The organism is Capnocytophaga canis, assembly GCF_000827555.1.
Lineage (GTDB): Bacteria > Bacteroidota > Bacteroidia > Flavobacteriales > Flavobacteriaceae > Capnocytophaga > Capnocytophaga canis.
In genome coordinates this window covers 33,296-55,436 of record NZ_CDOI01000154.1, presented here as the reverse complement: position 1 = coordinate 55,436, position 22,141 = coordinate 33,296, and the positions used below count along the sequence as shown (strand labels likewise).

37 protein-coding genes are annotated in these 22,141 nt (G+C 36.8%); 2 read left to right on the top strand and 35 right to left on the bottom strand.

The genetic code is table 11. The features are described from left to right. Positions 1 to 95: 95 nt before the first annotated feature. Both CCAND38_RS06965 and CCAND38_RS06960 read right to left on the bottom strand, forming a co-directional pair. Positions 96 to 1,052 (bottom strand): PhoH family protein, encoded by a 957-nt coding sequence (locus CCAND38_RS06965; protein ID WP_042009394.1) that lies wholly within the window; start codon positions 1,050 to 1,052, stop codon positions 96 to 98. Between the two features lie 314 nt (positions 1,053 to 1,366). Next, on the bottom strand, positions 1,367 to 2,020 hold the full coding sequence (locus tag CCAND38_RS06960) for an alpha/beta hydrolase (RefSeq protein ID WP_042009296.1): 654 nt from the start codon (positions 2,018 to 2,020) through the stop codon (positions 1,367 to 1,369). A gap of 142 nt (positions 2,021 to 2,162) precedes the next feature. On the opposite strand from CCAND38_RS06960, the gene CCAND38_RS06955 reads away from it, so the two are divergent. After that, the gene (locus tag CCAND38_RS06955; RefSeq protein ID WP_052458175.1) at positions 2,163 to 2,447 is read left to right on the top strand and encodes a GNAT family N-acetyltransferase; all 285 of its coding nucleotides are present in this window, start codon (positions 2,163 to 2,165) and stop codon (positions 2,445 to 2,447) included. A gap of 15 nt (positions 2,448 to 2,462) precedes the next feature. Further along, positions 2,463 to 3,416 carry a glycosyltransferase family 2 protein gene (locus CCAND38_RS06950; RefSeq protein WP_042344532.1) on the top strand — a complete coding sequence of 318 codons (954 nt, stop codon included), beginning with the start codon at positions 2,463 to 2,465 and terminating at the stop codon, positions 3,414 to 3,416. Positions 3,417 to 3,513: 97 nt separating this feature from the next. Here the strand turns inward: CCAND38_RS06950 and rplQ are convergent, their stop codons facing one another. The 33 genes from rplQ to CCAND38_RS06780 form a co-directional block, all read right to left on the bottom strand. Beyond that, on the bottom strand, positions 3,514 to 3,984 hold the full coding sequence (gene rplQ, locus CCAND38_RS06945; RefSeq protein WP_042009299.1) for a 50S ribosomal protein L17: 471 nt from the start codon (positions 3,982 to 3,984) through the stop codon (positions 3,514 to 3,516). A gap of 29 nt (positions 3,985 to 4,013) precedes the next feature. Then, a complete protein-coding gene (locus CCAND38_RS06940; protein ID WP_042009301.1) occupies positions 4,014 to 5,006 on the bottom strand; it encodes a DNA-directed RNA polymerase subunit alpha in 993 nt (330 codons plus the stop codon). A 22-nt stretch (positions 5,007 to 5,028) separates the two neighbouring features. Further along, positions 5,029 to 5,634, bottom strand: a complete 606-nt coding sequence (gene rpsD, locus CCAND38_RS06935; RefSeq protein ID WP_042344531.1) for a 30S ribosomal protein S4 — start codon at positions 5,632 to 5,634, stop codon at positions 5,029 to 5,031. An 87-nt stretch (positions 5,635 to 5,721) separates the two neighbouring features. Continuing rightward, positions 5,722 to 6,123 (bottom strand): 30S ribosomal protein S11, encoded by a 402-nt coding sequence (gene rpsK, locus CCAND38_RS06930; protein WP_042009305.1) that lies wholly within the window; start codon positions 6,121 to 6,123, stop codon positions 5,722 to 5,724. A gap of 12 nt (positions 6,124 to 6,135) precedes the next feature. After that, positions 6,136 to 6,510, bottom strand: a complete 375-nt coding sequence (gene rpsM, locus CCAND38_RS06925; protein ID WP_042009307.1) for a 30S ribosomal protein S13 — start codon at positions 6,508 to 6,510, stop codon at positions 6,136 to 6,138. A 2-nt stretch (positions 6,511 to 6,512) separates the two neighbouring features. Beyond that, positions 6,513 to 6,629, bottom strand: coding sequence for a type B 50S ribosomal protein L36 (ykgO, locus tag CCAND38_RS06920; RefSeq protein ID WP_041913510.1), 117 nt, complete (start codon positions 6,627 to 6,629; stop codon positions 6,513 to 6,515). Positions 6,630 to 6,867: 238 nt separating this feature from the next. Next, positions 6,868 to 7,083, bottom strand: coding sequence for a translation initiation factor IF-1 (gene infA, locus CCAND38_RS06910; protein WP_041987579.1), 216 nt, complete (start codon positions 7,081 to 7,083; stop codon positions 6,868 to 6,870). A 9-nt stretch (positions 7,084 to 7,092) separates the two neighbouring features. Next, entirely contained in the window at positions 7,093 to 8,436 is a 1,344-nt protein-coding gene (gene secY, locus CCAND38_RS06905; protein ID WP_082024969.1) for a preprotein translocase subunit SecY, read from the bottom strand. An 11-nt stretch (positions 8,437 to 8,447) separates the two neighbouring features. Then, the gene (gene rplO / locus CCAND38_RS06900; RefSeq protein WP_042344529.1) at positions 8,448 to 8,900 is read right to left on the bottom strand and encodes a 50S ribosomal protein L15; all 453 of its coding nucleotides are present in this window, start codon (positions 8,898 to 8,900) and stop codon (positions 8,448 to 8,450) included. A 17-nt stretch (positions 8,901 to 8,917) separates the two neighbouring features. Continuing rightward, positions 8,918 to 9,100, bottom strand: a complete 183-nt coding sequence (rpmD, locus tag CCAND38_RS06895) for a 50S ribosomal protein L30 (protein WP_042009314.1) — start codon at positions 9,098 to 9,100, stop codon at positions 8,918 to 8,920. A gap of 10 nt (positions 9,101 to 9,110) precedes the next feature. After that, positions 9,111 to 9,635, bottom strand: coding sequence for a 30S ribosomal protein S5 (gene rpsE, locus CCAND38_RS06890; protein ID WP_042344528.1), 525 nt, complete (start codon positions 9,633 to 9,635; stop codon positions 9,111 to 9,113). A 5-nt stretch (positions 9,636 to 9,640) separates the two neighbouring features. Beyond that, positions 9,641 to 9,997, bottom strand: coding sequence for a 50S ribosomal protein L18 (gene rplR / locus CCAND38_RS06885; protein ID WP_042009319.1), 357 nt, complete (start codon positions 9,995 to 9,997; stop codon positions 9,641 to 9,643). Between the two features lie 11 nt (positions 9,998 to 10,008). Further along, a complete protein-coding gene (gene rplF, locus CCAND38_RS06880; RefSeq protein ID WP_042009320.1) occupies positions 10,009 to 10,551 on the bottom strand; it encodes a 50S ribosomal protein L6 in 543 nt (180 codons plus the stop codon). Between the two features lie 18 nt (positions 10,552 to 10,569). After that, on the bottom strand, positions 10,570 to 10,968 hold the full coding sequence (rpsH, locus tag CCAND38_RS06875; RefSeq protein ID WP_042009321.1) for a 30S ribosomal protein S8: 399 nt from the start codon (positions 10,966 to 10,968) through the stop codon (positions 10,570 to 10,572). 20 nt (positions 10,969 to 10,988) lie between these two features. Further along, on the bottom strand, positions 10,989 to 11,258 hold the full coding sequence (rpsN, locus tag CCAND38_RS06870; protein ID WP_042009322.1) for a 30S ribosomal protein S14: 270 nt from the start codon (positions 11,256 to 11,258) through the stop codon (positions 10,989 to 10,991). A gap of 3 nt (positions 11,259 to 11,261) precedes the next feature. Continuing rightward, positions 11,262 to 11,813: a 50S ribosomal protein L5 gene (gene rplE, locus CCAND38_RS06865; RefSeq protein ID WP_042009323.1), complete on the bottom strand. Its 552-nt coding sequence runs from the start codon at positions 11,811 to 11,813 to the stop codon at positions 11,262 to 11,264. Positions 11,814 to 11,815: 2 nt separating this feature from the next. Continuing rightward, a complete protein-coding gene (rplX, locus tag CCAND38_RS06860) occupies positions 11,816 to 12,127 on the bottom strand; it encodes a 50S ribosomal protein L24 (protein WP_042009325.1) in 312 nt (103 codons plus the stop codon). Positions 12,128 to 12,145: 18 nt separating this feature from the next. Then, entirely contained in the window at positions 12,146 to 12,514 is a 369-nt protein-coding gene (rplN, locus tag CCAND38_RS06855; protein ID WP_002675043.1) for a 50S ribosomal protein L14, read from the bottom strand. A 2-nt stretch (positions 12,515 to 12,516) separates the two neighbouring features. Beyond that, positions 12,517 to 12,774: a 30S ribosomal protein S17 gene (rpsQ, locus tag CCAND38_RS06850; protein WP_042009326.1), complete on the bottom strand. Its 258-nt coding sequence runs from the start codon at positions 12,772 to 12,774 to the stop codon at positions 12,517 to 12,519. A 14-nt stretch (positions 12,775 to 12,788) separates the two neighbouring features. Continuing rightward, entirely contained in the window at positions 12,789 to 12,980 is a 192-nt protein-coding gene (rpmC, locus tag CCAND38_RS06845) for a 50S ribosomal protein L29 (RefSeq protein ID WP_042009328.1), read from the bottom strand. 10 nt (positions 12,981 to 12,990) lie between these two features. After that, positions 12,991 to 13,410 carry a 50S ribosomal protein L16 gene (rplP, locus tag CCAND38_RS06840; protein WP_042009330.1) on the bottom strand — a complete coding sequence of 140 codons (420 nt, stop codon included), beginning with the start codon at positions 13,408 to 13,410 and terminating at the stop codon, positions 12,991 to 12,993. A gap of 20 nt (positions 13,411 to 13,430) precedes the next feature. Further along, positions 13,431 to 14,171 carry a 30S ribosomal protein S3 gene (gene rpsC / locus CCAND38_RS06835; RefSeq protein ID WP_042009332.1) on the bottom strand — a complete coding sequence of 247 codons (741 nt, stop codon included), beginning with the start codon at positions 14,169 to 14,171 and terminating at the stop codon, positions 13,431 to 13,433. A gap of 8 nt (positions 14,172 to 14,179) precedes the next feature. Beyond that, entirely contained in the window at positions 14,180 to 14,590 is a 411-nt protein-coding gene (rplV, locus tag CCAND38_RS06830; RefSeq protein WP_042344527.1) for a 50S ribosomal protein L22, read from the bottom strand. A gap of 9 nt (positions 14,591 to 14,599) precedes the next feature. After that, positions 14,600 to 14,878 carry a 30S ribosomal protein S19 gene (gene rpsS / locus CCAND38_RS06825; protein WP_042009337.1) on the bottom strand — a complete coding sequence of 93 codons (279 nt, stop codon included), beginning with the start codon at positions 14,876 to 14,878 and terminating at the stop codon, positions 14,600 to 14,602. Positions 14,879 to 14,889: 11 nt separating this feature from the next. Beyond that, the gene (gene rplB, locus CCAND38_RS06820) at positions 14,890 to 15,717 is read right to left on the bottom strand and encodes a 50S ribosomal protein L2 (protein ID WP_042009339.1); all 828 of its coding nucleotides are present in this window, start codon (positions 15,715 to 15,717) and stop codon (positions 14,890 to 14,892) included. A 24-nt stretch (positions 15,718 to 15,741) separates the two neighbouring features. After that, positions 15,742 to 16,032: a 50S ribosomal protein L23 gene (rplW, locus tag CCAND38_RS06815; RefSeq protein ID WP_042009341.1), complete on the bottom strand. Its 291-nt coding sequence runs from the start codon at positions 16,030 to 16,032 to the stop codon at positions 15,742 to 15,744. 6 nt (positions 16,033 to 16,038) lie between these two features. Beyond that, a complete protein-coding gene (gene rplD, locus CCAND38_RS06810; protein ID WP_042009343.1) occupies positions 16,039 to 16,668 on the bottom strand; it encodes a 50S ribosomal protein L4 in 630 nt (209 codons plus the stop codon). Then, positions 16,668 to 17,285: a 50S ribosomal protein L3 gene (gene rplC, locus CCAND38_RS06805; RefSeq protein ID WP_042009346.1), complete on the bottom strand. Its 618-nt coding sequence runs from the start codon at positions 17,283 to 17,285 to the stop codon at positions 16,668 to 16,670. Before rplC ends, rplD begins: the two co-directional genes overlap by 1 nt. 163 nt (positions 17,286 to 17,448) lie before the next feature. Continuing rightward, positions 17,449 to 17,757 (bottom strand): 30S ribosomal protein S10, encoded by a 309-nt coding sequence (rpsJ, locus tag CCAND38_RS06800; RefSeq protein ID WP_042009348.1) that lies wholly within the window; start codon positions 17,755 to 17,757, stop codon positions 17,449 to 17,451. 11 nt (positions 17,758 to 17,768) lie between these two features. Continuing rightward, positions 17,769 to 19,889 carry an elongation factor G gene (gene fusA / locus CCAND38_RS06795; protein ID WP_042009350.1) on the bottom strand — a complete coding sequence of 707 codons (2,121 nt, stop codon included), beginning with the start codon at positions 19,887 to 19,889 and terminating at the stop codon, positions 17,769 to 17,771. A gap of 8 nt (positions 19,890 to 19,897) precedes the next feature. Beyond that, on the bottom strand, positions 19,898 to 20,374 hold the full coding sequence (rpsG, locus tag CCAND38_RS06790; protein WP_042009352.1) for a 30S ribosomal protein S7: 477 nt from the start codon (positions 20,372 to 20,374) through the stop codon (positions 19,898 to 19,900). A gap of 25 nt (positions 20,375 to 20,399) precedes the next feature. Continuing rightward, positions 20,400 to 20,813: a 30S ribosomal protein S12 gene (gene rpsL / locus CCAND38_RS06785; protein ID WP_002679283.1), complete on the bottom strand. Its 414-nt coding sequence runs from the start codon at positions 20,811 to 20,813 to the stop codon at positions 20,400 to 20,402. 418 nt (positions 20,814 to 21,231) lie between these two features. Then, on the bottom strand, positions 21,232 to 22,104 hold the full coding sequence (locus tag CCAND38_RS06780; RefSeq protein WP_042344525.1) for a bile acid:sodium symporter family protein: 873 nt from the start codon (positions 22,102 to 22,104) through the stop codon (positions 21,232 to 21,234). Between the last annotated feature and the right edge of the window lie 37 nt (positions 22,105 to 22,141).

Sequence of the window (22,141 nt, the reverse complement as noted above, 5' to 3'; positions counted from 1 at the left end):
AAGGTGCAGAAAAATTTATGTTACACGTTGTGAAATAACATTCTGAATTTTAATATCTAAATGTTCTGATGTCATTTACTGAATCGCACTTACGTTTATTCTATATTCTCAATACTTTTGTACGCCTCAATAATATTTCGTACTAACGGATGTCGAACCACGTCTTTATCATCCAAATGTAACATACCAATCCCCTTGACATTTTTCAGAATCAACAAAGCCTCTTTCAGCCCTGAAGATACCTTTCGAGGTAGATCAATTTGACCCGGGTCACCTGTAATCATAAACTTAGCATTACGCCCCATACGTGTGAGGAACATTTTCATTTGAGCATGGGTAGTATTCTGAGCCTCATCCAAAATCACAAAAGCGTTATCAAGCGTACGCCCACGCATAAACGCCAAGGGAGCAATTTCTATTACCCCTGATTCAATAAAACCACTAAGTTTTTCATAAGGAATCATATCACGCAAAGCATCATAAAGAGGTTGCATATACGGATCTAGCTTCTCTTTCAAATCCCCTGGAAGAAACCCTAAATTTTCCCCTGCTTCCACTGCAGGTCGGGTAAGAATAATTCGTTTTACTTGCTTTTCTTTCAGTGCTTTAACTGCAAGTGCTACACCTACATAGGTCTTTCCTGTTCCTGCGGGGCCTACAGCGAAAACCATATCATTCTTTTTCATCAACTCTACCAACTTGAATTGATTTTTGGTCTGCGGACGAATAACCTTCCCTCCCACTCCATGGACAATCACATCGGTTTCCTTCTGATTTATTGTTTCTATAGGCTCAGTATCATCAGCATTGCAAATACTATCAATGCTACGTTCATCCAATCGGTTGTATTTACTGAAATACGCCTGCAATAATTCTATTTTTTTGGCAAAATCTTTTAACAAGTTTTCCTCTCCAAAAGCTAAAATTTTATTACCTCTGGCTACAATCTTCAATTTCGGAAAACAAGATTTTATCTTTTTAATATTTACCTCATCTTCGCCGAAGAACTGCTGTGGATGAATATCGGTTAGTTCTAAAACAAGTTCATTCAAAATATAAGAAGTTTTTTTGATTAATGAATTAAATTCGAGTTTTTCTAATCTCGAAACATTGTGCAAGTTTACTATTTTTTTTGAAGATTTGCAAGAAAAAAAGGGTTATTTTCACAGATTTTTAAAACTACAGCAGAATAATAGAATATTTCTAAACACAAACCAACTGTAAAATACCGTTGATACTATGAAACAAAATATACAAAACTTCCCTACAAAAAACATTCTTCCATAATAATAAACATCCTAAAACAAAGCGTTTACTATTCCTTTTATCTCAGCAAAATTGAAGTAGAAATGGTATACGGAAATTATTACAACAGATTCGAAAAATTCTCATTAAACCATTTGTAACGATTAATAACCATAATATGTGTGCCATTTTTTACTACAATAGCATCAGAAATATATTTCATTGGAAAAACTGCATCTTTATCACCGTGGATATGAATTGTGTTCGGCAAAGGCTCTGTTTGCTCCCAATTTACAATTTTATCAATGCTCCAGTCCAAATAAGAGATTGATCGCATCCCAATGTACTTTTCATAAAGTTCTATACGCTTTGTGATGGAATCAATAAAAGAAAATTGCTTCCAATATTCCAATGAATTAACTAAACCAACGGGCAACAATTTATGCAAATTTGTATAACGTGCCAATAGCATTTTTTTAGGCAGTTCATATTTAGTTTTTACACTTGAAACTACGATAATTTTTTCATAATCAATAATTTTAGCGATTTCCTGTACAATAATTCCTCCGAACGAAACCCCCAATAAAGTAGGTTTCGGATGTGTAATTTGCTGAGACAAACGAAAAGCATATTCCGAAAGAGATTCCTCCTCAATCGGTAAAATCCAGTCCAATAAATGAGTTTCATAATTCGATGGAAATTCAAGAAATTCAAAAATTTTAGGACTTGCTGCCATTCCTGGCATTAGATAAATATGCTTTTTGTTTTTTTCCATTCTAAATTAAATTTTATTTTGTAACTTTGTGCCGAAGTTGGCTTTTTGTTTTTTTTCAGGACGTAAAAATACTATTTTTTTACCAAAATCAAAAACAACATTGACACTTCATTAATCACTAATCATACGAATTAAAATAAATATGATTGAAATTATTGACAGCGAATTTTCTCGCCAGTTTCAAACAAAAGTTAACAATGAAACCGCCTTCATTGAATACTCGGTGCAAGACATCAAGATTTTTTTAACAAGAATATATATTCCTGAAAATGCTGAAGCCTCTTTTTTTGATGACTTCATGAAAAAAGTACTCGAAAACATAGCCGAACGCCGATTAAAAGTAGTTCCAACTTGCTCAAAAGCGGTTTCCTTTTTCAGAAAAAACAAAGAATATCAAGGAATGCTTTCCGTAGGAATTCGTGTTTAAGTAATCTGTGTCTGTATGAATCAAACTCCAAACATATCAATTGTTATTCCCCTCTTAAATGAACAAGAATCATTGCCTGAATTACATCAATGGATTCGTCGGACAATGATTTCTTACGAATTTTCTTACGAAATTCTTTTTATAGATGATGGGAGTACCGACCACTCGTGGCAGATCATCAAAGACATAAAATCTCAAGACCCTTGTGTTGTTGGTATTCGTTTCCTCAAAAATTACGGAAAATCACAGGCTTTGAACATCGGATTCAAAAAAGCAAAAGGCGATGTAGTCATAACAATGGATGCTGACTTACAAGACAGCCCCGATGAAATTCCCGAATTATATCAAATGATTAAAGTCGATGGATTTGATTTAGTTTCAGGTTGGAAGAAAAAACGATATGACTCAAAATTAACTAAAAATCTACCTTCTAAATTATTCAATTGGGCAGCACGAAAAACATCAGGGCTAAAGCTCCATGATTTCAATTGCGGACTGAAAGCCTACCGAAATGAAGTAGTTAAGAATATTGATGTAAACGGCGAAATGCACCGCTATATTCCTGTGCTAGCAAAAAATGCTGGATTCAAAAAAATAACTGAAAAAGTTGTTATCCATCAAGCAAGAAAATACGGGCAAACAAAATTCGGAATGAACCGATTCATCAACGGATTTCTGGATTTAATTACTATCAGTTTTATTTCCCACTTTGGTAAGAGACCAATGCACTTTTTTGGCGCTTTAGGAGTTTTAATGTTCTTTATTGGTTTTTTATTTGCTTTCTACCTAGGAGTAGACAAACTGTTCATAAACCCTAGCAACCGACTCATTGCTAACAGACCTGAATTTTACATGGCATTAACAACAATGATTATTGGAACCCAATTCTTTGTTGCAGGATTTTTAGGCGAAATTATCCTACGTAACAAACGTAAAGAAAAACGCTACAAAGTGAAAGAACGAATTTAAGCCCTGTATCTTATCATATCCAAAACGCTTAAAACATTCAAATACGAAACAAGCCATCTAAAAAATTAGATGGCTTGTTTTTTCTTTACACTTTTAACTACTCTTCAGTTGCAGTAGTTTCCGTCTCAGAAGCTGAAGTTGTCTCAGCTTTTTTTCTACTACGACGCGTAGATTTCTTTTTAGCTGCTGATTTTTCTACGTTGTACGTAGTGTTATAATCAACGAACTCAATCAATGCCATTTCAGCATTATCTCCCAAACGATTTCCCAACTTGATAATACGAGTATATCCTCCTGGTCTATCGCCCACCTTTACTGAAACCTCTTTAAATAACTCAGTAACAGCATATTTATTTCTCAATCTACTAAAAGCAATACGACGATTATGCGTTGTATCTTCTTTTGATTTTGTAACTAATGGCTCAACAAATAATTTCAAAGCTTTTGCCTTTGCCAAAGTAGTGTTTATTCTCTTATGCTCAATCAACGAACAAGCCATATTTGCCAACATAGCCTCTCTATGAGCAGTTTTTCTTCCTAAATGATTAATTTTATTTCCGTGTCTCATTTTTCCTTAATTAAATACGCAAAAGCGGGTTAATCTTTATCTAATTTATATTTTGACAAATCCATACCGAAAGTTAAATTCTTGTTGGCAACTAATTCATCAAGTTCTGTAAGCGATTTTTTACCAAAGTTTCTAAATTTCATCAAATCAACTTTGTTGAATGAAACCAAATCACCCAAAGTTTCAACTTCTGCCGCTTTCAAACAATTCAACGCACGCACCGACAAGTCCATGTCAACCAATTTGGTTTTCAATAACTGACGCATATGCAATGACTCCTCATCGTATGATTCTGTTTGAGCTATTTCATCTGACTCCAAAGTAATTCTCTCATCAGAGAATAACATGAAGTGGTGAATCAACGTTTTAGCAGCTTCCGTCAAGGCTTGTTTAGGATGAATCGACCCATCTGTTTTGATTTCGAAAACCAACTTTTCGTAGTCAGTTTTTTGCTCTACACGATAGTTTTCAACCGAATATTTCACATTTTTGATTGGAGTAAAAATAGCATCGGTCATGATAACTCCAACAGCTGTGTTCTGATTTAGATGCTCCTCAGCTGGAACGTATCCTCTACCCTTTTCAATAGTAATTTCCATATTGAAAGTTACAGAAGACTCCATATTACAAATTACTAAATCCGTGTTTAGTACTTGAAATCCAGAAAGATATTTTTGAAAATCACCCGCAGTCAACTGTTTCTTACCTGAAACGGCAATAGTTACCGTTTCGTTTTCTATATCTTCAATTTGTCTCTTGAAACGTACCTGTTTCAAATTTAAGATGATTTCGGTTACATCTTCCACTACACCTGAAATCGTAGAAAATTCATGTCCTACTTTATCAAATTTTACAGAAGTAATTGCGAAACCTTCTAATGAAGAATACATAACTCTCCGCAATGCGTTACCTATTGTTAAACCATATCCTGGTTCCAAAGGACGAAATTCAAATCGTCCTTCGAAATCAGATGATTCAATCATTATAACTTTATCGGGTTTTTGAAAGTTGAATAATGCCATAATTTGACTGCTGTCTTATTTATTATTTAGAGTACAACTCTACGATTAACTGTTCTTTAATATTTTCAGGAATCTGAATACGTTGAGGCACGGCAACAAATGTACCCTCTAATTTTTCAGTGTTCCAAGTTATCCACTCATAAACAGCACTACTTGCTGATAATGAGTTTTCAATAACGCTCAAAGATTTTGATTTCTCACGAACACCAACCACATCACCTGGTTTTAAAGAATAAGACGGAATATTAACAATATCTCCGTTTACCGTGATATGACGATGCGAAACCAACTGACGTGCAGCACTGCGTGTAGGGGCAATTCCCATACGATAAACTACGTTATCCAAACGTGATTCACACAACTGCAACAGCACCTCACCTGTGACGTGCTTACTTCTTTTTGCTTTTTCATACAAATTACGGAATTGTTTCTCTAAAATACCGTACGTATATTTAGCTTTTTGTTTTTCTTGCAACTGAATAGCATATTCAGAGCGTTTTGCTCTACGACGAGCAATCCCGTGTTGCCCTGGTGGATAGTTCTTTTTCTCAAAAGATTTATCATCGCCAAAGATGGCTTCACCAAATTTACGAGCTATTTTTGTTTTTGGTCCTGTATATCTTGCCATTTTTTCTTATTTCTAATAAAAGGGGATTATGAATTAAGGCATTCCTTCGATAATCAAAAAACCCTTCGTTATTTAATAATAAATTAATTAAACTCTACGTCTCTTTGGTGGACGACAACCATTGTGAGGTAATGGAGTTACATCAATAATTTCAGTTACTTCAATTCCAGCATTGTGGATAGTTCTGATAGCGGATTCTCTACCGTTTCCTGGTCCTTTTACATATACCTTTACTTTCTTCAAACCTGCATCAAAAGCCACTTTCGAAGCATCCTCTGCTGCCACTTGCGCTGCGTAAGGCGTATTCTTTTTAGACCCTCTAAAGCCCATCTTACCTGCTGATGACCAAGCAATTACGTCTCCTTTTTTATTCGTAAGAGAAATTATCACATTGTTGAAAGTTGCGGAAACGTGTGCTTCACCAACCGATTCTACAACAACCTTTCTCTTCTTAGAAACTTTTGCGTTTTTTGCATTTGATTTTGCCATACTAACTACTTATTATTTAGTTGCTTTTTTCTTATTCGCAACAGTTTTTCTTTTACCTTTTCTTGTACGAGAGTTGTTCTTCGTTTTTTGACCACGCAAAGGCAACCCTATTCTGTGACGGATTCCACGATAGCATCCAATGTCCATCAAACGTTTGATGTTCAACTGAATCTCTGAACGCAACTCTCCTTCAATTTTATAAGAAGCTACGACCTCACGAATGTTACTGATTTCATCATCATTCCATTCGTTTACTTTTTTGTCTTCATTTACTTGAGCCTTTTCTAAAATTTCTTTAGCTCTACTTTTTCCGATACCAAAAATATAGGTTAGTCCAATAACCCCACGTTTGTTTTTTGGTAAATCAATACCTGCAATTCTTGCCATAATTATCCTTGTCTTTGTTTAAATTTAGGATTCTTTTTGTTAATTACGTACAATCTCCCTTTACGACGCACAATGATGCACTCGGGACTTCTTTTTTTAATTGATGCTCTAACTTTCATTTCCTTTTGTTTATATCATAGAGTTTGCAAAACTACAAAATATTTTGAATTTATATGTGTTTTTTTATATAAATACCACTTTTATTTTTATAAAATCAAAACAGACAAAGCTTAAAAACCAATTAATAATTGATTTTCAACACCTTACTTCTTTAGAAAACTTTGACAAAGCCTTGAAACTTTGTCAAAGTTTTTTATTTTTCTATAAAATATGGAATTTATTACCAGATAATCCCTCTTAATAGCGATATGTGATTCGAGCTTTTGTTAGGTCATACGGACTCATTTCAAGTTTCACCTTATCCCCTGGAAGTAATTTGATGTAATGCATACGCATCTTTCCCGAGATATGAGCAATCACTACGTGTCCGTTGTCTAATTCTACTCGGAACATTGCATTGGACAACGCCTCAACAATAGTTCCATCTTGTTCAATTGCTGCCTGTTTAGCCATATATCAAAATTAAGCCTTTCTATTTTTACCTGTTTTCATCAAACCATCGTAGTGACGATTCAACAAATATGAATTTACTTGTTGTACCGTATCAATGGCAACCCCTACCAAAATCAATAACGATGTACCTCCGTAAAACAACGCCCAAGAATCTTGCATTCCAATAACCTTCAATAAAGCTGGGAAAATCGCTATTAAGGCTAAGAAAATGGAACCAGGCAATGTAATCAATGACATGATTTTGTCAAGATAATCTCCTGTCTCTTTTCCGGGACGAATACCAGGAATAAAGCCTCCACTACGTTTCAAATCATCAGCCATTTTATTGGTTGGCACCGTAATGGCAGTATAAAAATAGGTGAACAATATAATCATTGTTGCAAACAACAAATTATACCAGAAGCCAAACATATTACTGAATGCCTGTTGAACGCTTAATGCAGTTTCTGATTTAGACAAACCTGCAACAGTAGCTGGAATAAACATCAACGCTTGAGCAAAGATGATTGGCATTACCCCTGAAGCATTCAACTTCAAAGGAATATACTGACGTGCACCAAATATGTTTTTCTCAGCTACAGTTCCTCCATCAGCAGTTCTTCTTGCGTATTGAACTGGAATTTGACGAGTTGCTTTAATCAAATAAATACAAAGCAAGATAATGACAAACCAAATAATGATTTCAATCAAAATCATCATCAAGCCTCCATTTGATTGGGCCACACGAGCATCAAACTCAGCAGCAAATGCCTGTGGAAGACGTGCAATAATCCCGACCATGATGAGCAACGAAATACCGTTACCAATTCCCTTGTCGGTGATTTTCTCCCCTAACCACATCGCAAAAACAGTTCCTGTTACTAATATTAGCACCGCTGGAATCATAAAATCAAGACCTTTTCCTAGAATAAAAGCACTGTCAGGAACGCCCAATTGTCCAATACCATAAAGATAAACAGGAGCTTGAACAACACATATTGCAATGGTAAGCCATCGAGTGATTTGGTTTATCTTTCTTCTACCACTTTCCCCCTCCTTTTGCAGTTTTTGAAGGTATGGAATTGCGATCCCCATCAATTGAACAACAATCGAAGCCGAGATATATGGCATAATACCTAACGCAAAAACTGAGGCGTTAGCAAAAGCCCCCCCAGTAAACGCATTTAAGATATCAAGCAAGCCGCCTCCCGAGGTACGCGTTGCCAACTCATGTAATTGAGCGGAATCAACCCCCGGAAGAACGATATGTGCTCCGAAACGATAAACTAACAAAATTCCAAGAGTTAAGATAATTCGATTTTTTAACTCTTCTATTTTCCAAATATTGGTTAGGTTCTCGATAAACTTCATAATAATTCGATACATTACAAGGTCACAGCCTCACCTCCAACAGCCTCAACTGCTGATTTGGCACTTGCTGTAAACTTATGAACAGATATTTTTAATTTTGCTTTTAATTCTCCTCCACCCAAGATTTTAACTAAATCCGATTTCTTAACTATGTAGAGTTGAACTAAGGTTTCCATATTAACTGTATCAGTAATTTTTCCTGAATCAACCAAGTCTTGCAATTGTCCTAAGTTAATTCCTACATACTCTTTACGGTTAATATTTTTGAAACCGAATTTTGGTACGCGTCTTTGCAAAGGCATTTGCCCTCCTTCGAAACCAATCTTTTTAGAATAGCCTGAACGAGATTTCGCTCCTTTGTGTCCACGTGTAGCAGTACCTCCTTTACCGGAACCTTGCCCACGACCAACGCGCTTCCCTTCTCTGTGAATTGAACCTTCTGCAGGTTGTAAATTACTCAAGTTCATAACTTTGTATAAAAATATTATTTAACTTCTTCAACAGAAATTAAGTGTTTTACTTTATTAATCATACCAAGGATACTTGGTGTAGCTTCATGCTCAACCGCTTTTCCTATCTTACCTAAACCAAGAGCCTCCAAAGTTAATTTTTGGTCTTTTGGACGCTTGATACTACTTTTTACTTGTGTTACTATAACTTTTGCCATTGTTCCAATATTAACCTTTAAACAATTTTTCTAAAGAAATTCCACGTTGAGCAGCAATTGTTTTTGCTGAACGCAACTGCAATAGTGCGTCAAAAGTAGCCTTCACCACGTTGTGAGGGTTCGATGAACCTTGTGATTTTGAAAGTACGTTGTGAACTCCAACCGCCTCCAAAACGGCACGTACAGCTCCCCCAGCAATTACTCCAGTACCTTCAGTTGCAGGTTGCAAATAAACACGAGCTCCTCCGTACTTACCTTTTTGCTCATGAGGCAATGTTGTTCCGTTCAAAGGAATACGAACCAAATTCTTTTTTGCATCTTCAACTGCTTTAGCAATTGCTTCAGCAACTTCTTTTGATTTTCCTAATCCGTGACCAACAACTCCATTTTCATCACCTACTACAACGATAGCAGAGAAACCGAATGCACGTCCTCCTTTTGTCACTTTAGTAACACGTTGAACTCCTACCAAATGGTCTTTTAATTCAAGACCACTTGGTTTTACATATTCTACATTTTTATATTTCTGATACATAGTTTTTAGAATTTAAGTCCGCCTTCTCTTGCTCCTTCAGCTAATGATTTCACTCGCCCGTGGTAAAGATAACCTCCTCTGTCGAAAGCGATTTTCTCAATACCTTGTTTCAAAGCTTTTTCCGCAATAGCCTTTCCAACCAATGCTGCTTTTTCAGTTTTAGTTGCTTTTGCAGCACTAATTTCTTTATCTCTTGAAGATGCAGCCACTAAAGTAGTCCCTTTGGTATCGTCCACTATTTGAGCATAAATTTCATTGTTACTTCTGAAAACAGCCAAACGAGGTTGCTCTGCAGTACCACTAACAACTTTTCTGATTCTGCTTTTAATACGTTGTCTTCTTTCTAATTTTGATAATGCCATTGTTCTAACTATTAAGCTGATTTACCTGCTTTTCTTCTCAACACTTCACCAACAAACTTAACACCTTTTCCTTTGTAAGGTTCAGGTTTACGGAAACTGCGGATTTTAGCCGCTACTTGTCCCACCAATTGTTTGTCATGAGAAGTTAATTTAATGATTGGATTTTTACCTTTCTCATTCACAGTCTCAAGTTTTACCTCTTGCGGTAACTCTAAAATAATGTTATGAGAAAAACCTAATGCTAAATCCAATTTTTGACCTTGGTTTGAAGCACGGTATCCAACCCCTACTAATTCTAATTCTTTAGTGAACCCTTCTGAAACACCAACAACCATATTGTTTAACAAAGCTCTGTACAAACCATGTTTTGCATTTTGGTCTTTAGTTTCAGCTGTTTTTTCTAACACTAATTGTCCATCTTCTTGCTTAACAGCAATGTCTTTAACCTCTTGGGTCAATTCGCCTAACTTTCCTTTTACGGTAACAACAGCTCCGTTGATAGTTACTGTAACTCCCGCAGGAATTTTGATGGGTGCTTTACCTATTCTTGACATTTTTTTGTCTTTTATTTATTAGTAAACATAACAAATTACTTCTCCGCCGATGTTCAGTTCTTTGGCTTTTTTACCTGTCATCACTCCTTGTGAGGTTGAGATAACAGCAATTCCCAAACCGTTTAACACGCGAGGAAGATTATCAGCTCCAGCATATTTTCTCAATCCTGGTCTACTTGCTCTTTCAATGTGCTTAATGACAGGCTCTTTCGTTACTTTGTCATATTTTAAAGCTATTTTGATAGTACCTTGAACAGTATCATCTTCAAACTTATAACTTAAAATATACCCCTGATCAAATAAGATTTTGGTAATCTCTTTTTTCAAATTAGAAGCAGGGATTTCAACGACTCTATGCCTTGCATTATTCGCATTTCTAATTCTTGTTAAATAATCTGCAATAGGATCTGTATACATATTCTTTGTCCTTTTAATTATTACCAACTTGCTTTTTTAACGCCCGGAATTAATCCTTTATTAGCCATCTCACGGAACAATACACGCGAAATACCAAACGTACGCATATAACCTTTCGGTCTTCCTGTTAATTTACAACGATTGTGCAAACGTACAGGAGAAGCGTTTTTAGGTAGCTTTTGTAACGCATCGTAATCACCTGCTTCTTTCAAAGCCTGACGTTTTGCTGCATATTTAGCTACCAATTTTTGTCTCTTAACCTCACGGGCTTTCATTGATTCTTTAGCCATATACTAGTTCTTTTTAAAAGGTAATCCTAATTCGCTTAATAATGATTTTGCTTCCTTATCCGTATTAGCAGAAGTTACGAAGGTGATATCCATACCTGCAATTTTATTAATCTTATCGATATCAATTTCAGGGAAAATAATTTGCTCAGTAACACCCAAGTTGTAATTTCCTCTACCATCAAATCCAGTCGCACTGATTCCTTGGAAATCTCTCACTCGTGGCAAAGCCGCTGTGATTAATCTATCCAAAAACTCATACATTCTCTCACCTCTTAAAGTTACTCTAGCACCGATTGCCATTCCTTTACGAAGTTTGAAAGAAGCTACGTCCTTTTTAGAATAGGTTGCAACTGCCTTTTGACCTGTAATTTTTGTCAATTCGTCTACTGCATAATCGATTTGTTTTTTATCGGCAACAGCTGAACCAACTCCACGGCTCACAACTATTTTTTCAAGTTTAGGAACCTGCATTACATTCTTATAGCCAAATTCTTCTTTAAGAGCCGCGATAATGCGCTCTTTATATTCTTGTTTTAGTCTAGGTACGTACGCCATAACTATATTACTTCATTAGATTTTTTAGAAATTCGCACTTTTTTACCGTCTCTAACCTCAAATCCAACGCGTGTTGGTTGTTTCGTTTTAGCATCAATTAGAGCCAAGTTTGAAATGTGAATAAAAGCCTCTTTTTTAACGATTCCTCCTTGAGGATTTTGAGCATTCGGTTTTGTGTGTTTAGACACTAAATTTACTCCCTCAACAATCGCTTTATTTTTCTCGCGATCAACACGTAGCACTTTGCCTTCTGACCCTTTATGGTCACCAGCCATTACTCGTACTGTGTCTCCTGTTTTAATTTTTAGTTTCATCACTTATTTTATTAAAAATTAAAGCACTTCAGGTGCTAATGACACAATTTTCATGAATTGTTTATCACGAAGCTCTCTCGCAACAGGACCGAAAACACGCGTCCCTCTCATCTCACCCGCTGCGTTCAAAAGAACACAAGCGTTTTCGTCAAAACGTATGTAAGAGCCATCAGCACGACGTACTTCCTTTTTAGTTCTTACCACAACTGCAGTTGAAACTTGCCCTTTTTTTACGTTTCCGTTTGGAGTTGCCTCTTTAACGGTAACCACAATCTTATCACCTACTGAAGCATAGCGACGTTTCGTTCCTCCTAAAACACGGATAGTCAACACTTCTTTCGCTCCTGTATTGTCGGCTACTTTTAATCTCGATTCTTGCTGTACCATAATTACTTCGCTCTTTCAATGATTTCTACTAATCTCCAACATTTAGTTTTACTTAGTGGACGTGTTTCCATGATCTTCACTGTATCACCAATGTTGCACTCATTTTTCTCATCGTGTGCTACATATTTTTTTGTACGCAACACGAACTTACCATACATAGGGTGCTTCACTCGCTTCACTTCGGAAACTACGATGGTTTTCTCCATTTTGTTGCTACTAACAACCCCTATTCTTTCTTTTCTTAAATTTCTTTTCTCCATAAGGCAGCATAGAATTATTGTAATTCTCTTTTTGTAAGCTCACACGCTAAACGAGCAACGGTTCTTCTTACTTGACGTAATTGAATTGGTTTCTCAATTGGTTGAATGGCGTGAGCCATTTTCAAATCTGCATACGATTTTTTATATTCACCAAGCTTCTCTTGTAGCTCAGCTATTGTCAATTTTTTAATTTCAGACTGTTTCATTGCTCTTTAATTAATCTTGATAATCTCTTGCTACAACAAATTTTGTTCTTACAGGCAATTTTTGTGCAGCCAGACGCAAGGCTTCCTTGGCTACTGACAAAGGCACACCACCTACTTCAAACATAATTCTTCCCGGTTTCACAACAGCTGCCCAATATTCTACGGCACCTTTACCTTTACCCATACGTACCTCTAAAGGCTTCTTAGTGATTGGTTTATCTGGGAAAATTTTAATCCATAACTGACCTTCACGTTTCATAAAACGAGTTGCTGCAATACGAGCCGACTCAATTTGGCGTGAAGTGATGAAAGCTGAGTCTAATGATTTAATCCCAAACGTACCGTTTGAAAGTAAAGTTCCACGATGTGAAACTCCTTTCATTCTGCCTTTTTGTACTCTACGATATTTCGTTCTTTTTGGCTGTAACATTTCTTTACTTCTTTAAAAAATTACTTTTTACGACGAGCTTTTTTTGGAGCCCCTGAAGGCTTTTCTGTCGTAGATTTTCCAGTTCCTCCTGTAGTTTTCTTAGTCATTCCCACCAAAGGAGAAAGCTCTCTTTTTCCATAAACTTCGCCTTTCATGATCCACACTTTAATTCCCATACGTCCATAGGTTGTGTGAGCCTCATCAAGAGCGTAATCTATGTCAGCTCTGAAGGTCGATAACGGAATTCTTCCTTCTTTATAACTTTCAGAACGTGCCATCTCTGCACCATTCAAACGACCTGAAATCATCACTTTAATTCCTTCGGCATTCATACGCATTGCAGCCGCAATCGCCATTTTAATAGCTCTACGGTATGAAACACGCCCTTCAATTTGACGAGCGATACCTGCAGCAACCAAATTAGCGTCTAATTCTGGTCTTTTGATTTCAAAAATGTTAATCTGAATGTCTTTACCACCCGTAATTTTTTTCAATTCTTCTTTCAACTTGTCTACCTCTTGACCGCCCTTTCCAATGATAATTCCTGGACGAGCCGTAGTGATAGTAACGGTTACAAGTTTCAAGGTTCTCTCAATAATTACACGCGAAACACTAGCCTTCGATAAACGAGTCTGTACATACTTTCTGATTTTGTCATCTTCAGCAAGTTTGTCTCCGTAGTCATTACCTCCGTACCAGTTAGACTCCCATCCTCTGATAATTCCAAGGCGATTTCCGATTGGATTTGTCTTTTGTCCCATAGTTTATCTTAGCTTTCTGTGTTATAATTTTTAGCTCCTAACACGATAGTCACGTGATTTGAGCGCTTTCTAATTCTGTTTGCTCTTCCCTGTGGAGCTGTTCTCAATCTTTTGAGCATTGTACCACCATCCACACGAACTTCTTGAACGAATAATCCTGCATCTTCCAAATCAGCATCCTCGTTTTTAGCTTGCCAGTTAGCTATCGCTGACAAAAGCAATTTCTCTAAACGAGAGGCAGCCTCTTTTTGGTTAAATCTCAAAATAGCAAGGGCTTTATCTACTTGTTGACCACGAATAATATCCGCTACTAAACGCATTTTTCGTGGCGAAGTAGGGCAGTTATTCAACTTTGCAAAAGCCAAGCTCTTTTTAGCTTCTTTAATTTGTATTGCTTTTTCTCTTTTACGAACTCCCATAGCCTTCTATTATTTTTTACCTTTATTTTTTGCACCAGCATGTCCTCTAAACGAACGAGTTGGTGAAAATTCGCCTAACTTATGTCCTACCATATTCTCAGTTACATAAACTGGAACAAACTGACGACCATTGTGAACTGCTATTGTTTGACCAACAAAATCAGGAGTTATCATAGACGCTCTTGACCAAGTTTTAATAACAGTCTTTTTTCCTGACTCAATGTTCTGTTGGATTTTTTTCTCCAAACTATAGTGAACATAAGGTCCTTTCTTTAATGAACGTGCCATTTCTTAGTGTTTTATTTTTTTCTACGTTCTACAATATACTTATTACTTGCTTTGGTTTTAGAACGAGTTCTGTAACCTTTAGCTGGGATACCTTTTCTTGATCTTGGGTGTCCTCCGGTAGCTCTACCTTCACCACCACCCATTGGGTGATCAACTGGGTTCATTACAACTGGTCTCGTTCTTGGTCTTCTTCCTAACCAACGTGAGCGACCTGCCTTACCAGAAACAATCAACTGGTGATCTGAGTTAGAAACAGCTCCGATTGTTGCTAAACAAGTCAACAAAATCATACGAGTTTCACCTGAAGGCAATTTAACAGTTGCATATCTTCCATCTTTTGCCATCAACTGAGCAAAAGTTCCCGCAGAACGTGCGATGTTTGCTCCTTGTCCTGGACGTAACTCTATACAAGAGATTACAGTTCCTAACGGAATTTGAGATAACGGCATTGCATTTCCAATTTCTGGAGCAACATTACTCATACCTGCAACAATGGTTTGGTCTACTTTTAAACCTGCTGGTGCAATGATGTAACGTTTTTCACCATCCGTGTATTGAACCAACGCAATGAACGCTGTTCTGTTTGGATCGTATTCGATTGAAACTACTTTAGCTTCTACATCAAACTTGTTACGTTTGAAATCGACTAAACGATACTTTTTCTTGTGACCACCACCAATGTAACGCATGGTCATTTTCCCTTGATTGTTTCTACCTCCGGACTTTTTCAACGGAACCAAAAGGCTTTTCTCCGGCTTATCAGTAGTAATGGTGTCAAATTCGTTTACTACTCTAAAACGCTGCCCAGGGGTAATCGGTTTTAATTTTCTAACTGACATTTTTTGTCTATTTATTAAACACTATTATATATTACTATAAAAATCTATAGTCCCTCCTTCTGCCACTTGCACTACCGCTTTTTTAACAGTGTTTGTTTTTCCTACTTGCAAACCTGTTTTTGTGTAGCGAACTTTACGCTTAGGACCGTAATTCAATGTTCGAACCGATGCAACCTCAACTCCATAAGCAGACTCAATAGCTTCTTTAATTTGAATTTTATTCGCATCTTTGGAAACTTCAAAAGTGTAACAGTTTTTTAACTCGCTGTTTGCTGTTGCTTTTTCCGAAATTACTGGCTTAATTAATACGCTCATTTCTTCTTATTTTGTTAAAATTGATTCTAAAACTTCAACAGAACTTTCTAATAACACTACGTTTGTGGCATTAACCACATCGTAAGTGTTTAATTCAGAAGCTGTTACAACGCTCGATGTTTTTAAATTTCGAGATGACAAATATACGTTATTATTTGTATCTGGCAACACAAAAAGTGATTTTTTATTCTCTAACCCCAAAGATTTCAGAATATTAGTAAATTCTTTCGTTTTTGGAGTATCAAAATTCAAATCTTCAAGAACCAAAACAGCTTGAGCTTGTGCCTTTGCACTTAGAGCTGAACGACGAGCCAAACGCTTTACATTTTTGGTTAATTTTTGTGTGTAATCTTTAGGTCTTGGACCAAAAATACGTCCTCCACCTACAAACACTGGAGATTTTACACTTCCTGCACGAGCCGTACCTGTACCTTTTTGTTTTTTAATTTTACGAGTACTCCCTGCTACTTCATTTCTTTCTTTTGCCTTATGAGTACCTTGACGTTGATTTGCCAAATAGCGTTTAACATCCAAGTAAATCACATGATTATTAGGCTCTATTCCGAATACAGAATCAGAAAGCACCGCTTTTCTGCCTGTTTCTTTTCCTTGACTATTTAATACTGCTACTTCCATTATTTGTGAATAGTTACGTAAGCATTTTTGTGACCTGGAATACATCCCTTAACAACTAAAAGATTTTTCTCAGCAACCACTTTCAACACTTTCAAGTTTTGTACTGTTACTTTTTCTGCCCCCATTCTTCCTGCCATACGCATTCCTTTGAAAACGCGCGACGGGTAGGATGATGCTCCGATAGAACCCGGTGCTCTTAAACGGTTGTGCTGACCGTGTGTTGATTGACCAACACCTCCAAAACCGTGTCTTCTAACAACCCCTTGGAACCCTTTTCCTTTGGAAATACCTGTCACGTCAACAAATTCTCCTTCTTCAAAAAGATCCACAGTGATAGTGTCACCTAATTTGTACACTCCTTCAAATCCTTGAAATTCGATAACTTTCTTCTTAACAGAAGCTCCTGCTTTTTTGAAATGTCCTAACTCTGCTTTGTTAGCACGATGTTCTGCTTTGTCATCGAAACCAAGTTGAAGAGCCTCATACCCGTCAACCTCTACGGTTCTGACTTGGGTAACTACGCATGGCCCTGCCTCAATGATTGTACAAGGAACATTTTTCCCGTTCTCATCAAATAGACTGGTCATACCTACTTTTTTTCCAATTAACCCAGACATAAATTTAATTTAAAATATTAATTACTATTATTCATAAAATTCAGGGTCAAAAAATGCCTTGGCTTTTCAACCCTGAATCATTTTTTCCGTTTTTCCCTAACAAACTGTTTCAGGACAAGTTATGAAGTTATTTCACTTCGAATTACGCTCTTGTTAGAAGTTATCAAACTTTGATTTCAACTTCTACTCCACTTGGCAATTCCAATTTCATCAAAGCGTCAATAGTTTTTGATGAAGAGCTATAGATGTCTAAAAGACGTTTGTGAGAGCTCAACTGAAACTGCTCACGTGATTTCTTATTCACGTGGGGAGAACGCAATACAGTAAATATTTTTTTGTGCGTTGGTAATGGAATTGGCCCTGTTACTACCGCTCCTGTTGCTTTTACTGTTTTTACAATCTTCTCAGCTGATTTGTCAACTAAGCTATGATCGTAAGATTTCAATTTTATTCTGATTTTTTGACTGCTCATTTCCTTAAAAATTAGTTACCTTTTGCTTTTTTAATAACTTCTTCTGCAATATTCGACGGAGTTTCAGCGTAGTGAGAAAACTCCATTGTTGATGTTGCACGACCTGATGATAATGTACGCAATGAAGTTACGTAACCAAACATTTCTGATAATGGAACGCTTGCTTTGATAACTTTTGCTCCATTTCTATCATCCATGTTGTTTACTTGTCCACGACGACGGTTCAAGTCTCCTACGATATCACCCATATTTTCTTCTGGAGTGATAACTTCTAGTTTCATAATAGGCTCCATCAACACCGCTTTTGCAGCTCGAGCAGCTTCTTTGTAACCTAATTTAGCTGCCAACTCGAATGACAATGAATCTGAATCGACTGCGTGGAACGAACCATCCACCAAAGTAATTTTCATTGCATCCATCTCAAATCCAGCCAAAGGTCCATTTTTCATAGCCTCTTTGAATCCTTTCTCAACAGATGGGATATACTCTTTTGGAATATTTCCTCCTTTAATTTCGTTGATAAACTCTAAGCCTACTTTACCTTCATCTGCTGGTTCCATGCGGAAGACAATATCTGCAAACTTACCACGTCCACCTGATTGTTTTTTGTAAACCTCACGATGGTTAGCTACCGCTGTAAGAGCTTCTTTGTACTCTACTTGTGGTTGTCCTTGGTTAACTTCAACTTTAAACTCACGTTTCAAACGGTCAACGATAATATCTAAGTGAAGCTCTCCCATACCTGAGATGATAGTTTGCCCAGAAGCCTGATCAGTTTTTACTTGGAATGTTGGATCCTCCTCAGCTAATTTAGCTAATGCCATACCCATTTTATCAACATCTGCTTTTGTTTTAGGCTCAATAGCAATACCAATCACTGGATCTGGGAATACCATAGACTCTAATACGATTGGGTGTTTTTCATCACAAAGAGTATCTCCTGTTTTGATATCTTTAAAACCTACCGCTGCCCCGATATCTCCAGCTTCAATAAATTCAATTGGATTTTGTTTGTTAGCGTGCATTTGGTAGATACGAGAAATACGTTCTTTATTTCCTGAACGAGCGTTCAATACGTAGGTACCTGCATCCAAATGTCCAGAATAAGCACGGAAGAACGCCAAACGACCAACATAAGGGTCTGTAGCAATCTTAAATGCTAATGCCGCAAAAGGTGCTTCTACTGATGGTTTTCTTAAAGCTACAACTCCTGTATCAGGGTGCGTTCCCTCAATAGCTTCTTTGTCTAAAGGAGAAGGTAAGTAACGACATACCGTATCCAACATAAACTGAACACCTTTATTTTTGAAAGAAGAACCACACACCATCGGGATGATTGCCATATCCATCACAGCAGCTCTTAACGCTTTATGTACTTCTTCTTCTGTGATAGAATTTTCATCTTCCATATATTTTTCTAGAAGACCTTCATCATAAGCAGCAACCTCTTCAATCAATTGAGAGCGATATTGATGCACTTCGTCTTTCATCTCCTCAGGGATTTCTACTACATCAAATGTAGCTCCCTGTGTGTCCTCATGCCAAACAATAGCACGATTTTTTACCAAGTCAACTACTCCTTTAAAATCAACCTCATCTCCTATAGGCAATACAATAGGCACAGCGTTTGATTTTAACATTTCTTTCACTTGGTTACAAACGTTCAAGAAGTTAGCTCCTTGTCTGTCCATTTTGTTTACGAAACCAATACGTGGCACTTTATAGTTATCTGCCAAACGCCAGTTAGTTTCTGATTGAGGTTCAACACCATCAACAGCACTAAACAAAAACACCAAACCATCCAACACACGCAATGAGCGGTTTACCTCAACGGTAAAATCCACGTGACCTGGGGTATCAATGATATTGAAGTGATATTCTTTGGCATCTGCTGTTGGTTTTCCGTTTTCTGTTGGGAAGTTCCACGTACAAGTGGTTGCAGCTGATTGGATAGTGATTCCACGCTCAGCCTCTTGCTCCATCCAGTCCATTGTTGAAGCTCCATCGTGAACTTCTCCTAATTTATGTGTCTTTCCTGTATAGAATAGGATACGCTCCGTTGTCGTAGTTTTTCCTGCGTCAATGTGAGCCGCAATTCCAATGTTTCTTGTATATTGTAAATCTCTTGCCATATTATATACTAAAATCTAAAGTGTGAGAATGCTTTGTTTGCTTCTGCCATTTTGTGCGTATCCATTCTTTTCTTAACAGCCGCACCTTCTTCTTTTGCTGCTGACAAAATTTCTCCAGCTAATTTTTGTGCCATTGATTTCTCATTTCTTTTACGAGCATAACCAATCAACCATTTCATAGCCATTGACACTTTTCTATCAGGTCTGATTTGCATAGGAATTTGGAATGTTGCCCCTCCTACACGGCGAGAACGTACCTCAACGTGAGGCATTACGTTCGTTAGAGCGTCTTTCCACACTTCCAAAGCTGTTTTTTCTTCGTTGTTTTTCTTCTGATCTACGATATCAAGAGCATCATAGAACACTTTAAAAGCCACTGACTTTTTACCATCCCACATTAGATTGTTTACAAAACGCGTAACTAATTGGTCATTAAATTTCGGATCTGGTAAAAGAGGTCTTTTCTTAGCCTGTCTTTTTCTCATTTTTTCTTAGTTAAAAGATTTTTAATTACTTTTTCTTACCTTTTGCTGGAGCTGCTGCTGCTTGTCCTGGTTTTGGACGTTTAGCCCCATATTTAGAACGACGTTGCGTTCTTCCTGCTACTCCCGCTGTGTCTAACGCACCACGAACGATGTGGTATCGAACACCAGGCAAATCTTTAACCCTTCCGCCTCGTACCAATACTATCGAGTGCTCTTGGAGGTTATGTCCTTCTCCTGGAATGTAAGCGTTCACCTCATTACCATTTGTCAAACGTACACGAGCAACTTTACGCATCGCTGAGTTTGGTTTTTTAGGTGTTGTGGTGTAAACACGCGTACACACTCCTCTACGTTGAGGACACGAATCCAAAGCAACCGATTTACTCTTCTTGGTAATTCTGGTTCTTCCTTTTCGTACTAACTGTGAAATTGTTGGCATAATTTAATTTATAAAATAATTTAATTAATTCTCCCGTTAATTGAGGGTGCAAAAGTATTGTTTTATTTTTAAAACACCAAGAAATCAATACTTTAATTTATGTACAACATCTAACCCCCTACCCTCTTTCATCTTATTTCTGTAATAAAAAAACAGAACTTGTTTATAAACAAAAAAGCATAAGAACTTAATAAACAGCATATTAAAAAAAGTTGTTTTGTTAAAAAAATAAAAAAAGTTGTTTTTGTAACTTTTTTCAATTTTTAGTCAGTTTTTCTGCTTCTTGTTTATTACAGTTAATCTTTGAGGTACGAAAATAACCTTTAAACGATTATTCTTTCTCCTTTTGATTGACTGTGGTTAAATAAATCTTTAAAAAGTAACGTAAAATATACAACCTTACACATCTGGTTGCTTATCATTGATTATATCTTCGTCCCATCACTATGAAAGCGAAGGCTAATGTTGTGAAAAACGAGAACATGGCATAAACTAACGCTGGTTTTGCCATTTCTACACTTTGTACCAATCCAGCGATATATATGGCAAGTACAGTGTTTTGTAATCCTACCTCAATACCTATGGTAGTTGCTTGTACGTTCGATATACCAAAAGTCTTTTTTGATATGATGTAGCTGAGCACCATGGAAAGCAAATGTATTGCTAAGGCATAGGGCAATATACTTAAAATTTCCTCAAACACAATACCTGTTCCTCCTGATTCCTGATCAGCGAAAAATTTAATAATAAATACCAATCCTAACAAAATCGTATTGATAATCTTTAAGGGGATTTTTATTTTTAGAGCTAAATTCGGATAATAGCGATTGAACAACAGTCCTAAAAATGCGGGTATGATGATGATTTTGCTTACTTCCCAAAAGGTTTCGGTCATTGATAGAGAAAACTCAGATGAACTGTGCATAAAAATCGAAATACCAAGGTTGGTAAGAGTTGGTATGGTGAAAAACATCAACAAACTGTTGATTGAAGTTAAAGCTACCGCCAAAGCTGTATCAGCATTAACTAAATAGGAAACAAAATTAGAGGTAGTTCCTCCAGGGCATATGGCTACAATGATTAATCCTACTTTTAGTGCTGGAGGTAAATCCGAAAAGTAGGCTATTGCAAATGCTAACAGAGGTAGAAAAACCATCTGTGCAGTCAACCCTACTGTAAAAGCCTTTGCATGAGTAAATATGTTTTCAAAATCCTTGAATTTTAAGGAACTACCAATCGCAAAGGTTACCAGCATCAATACGGCTGACATCAATTGATCTATTAAATCCATCTCTTATATATTTATTTTTTTCTGAAAACGGTTGGCA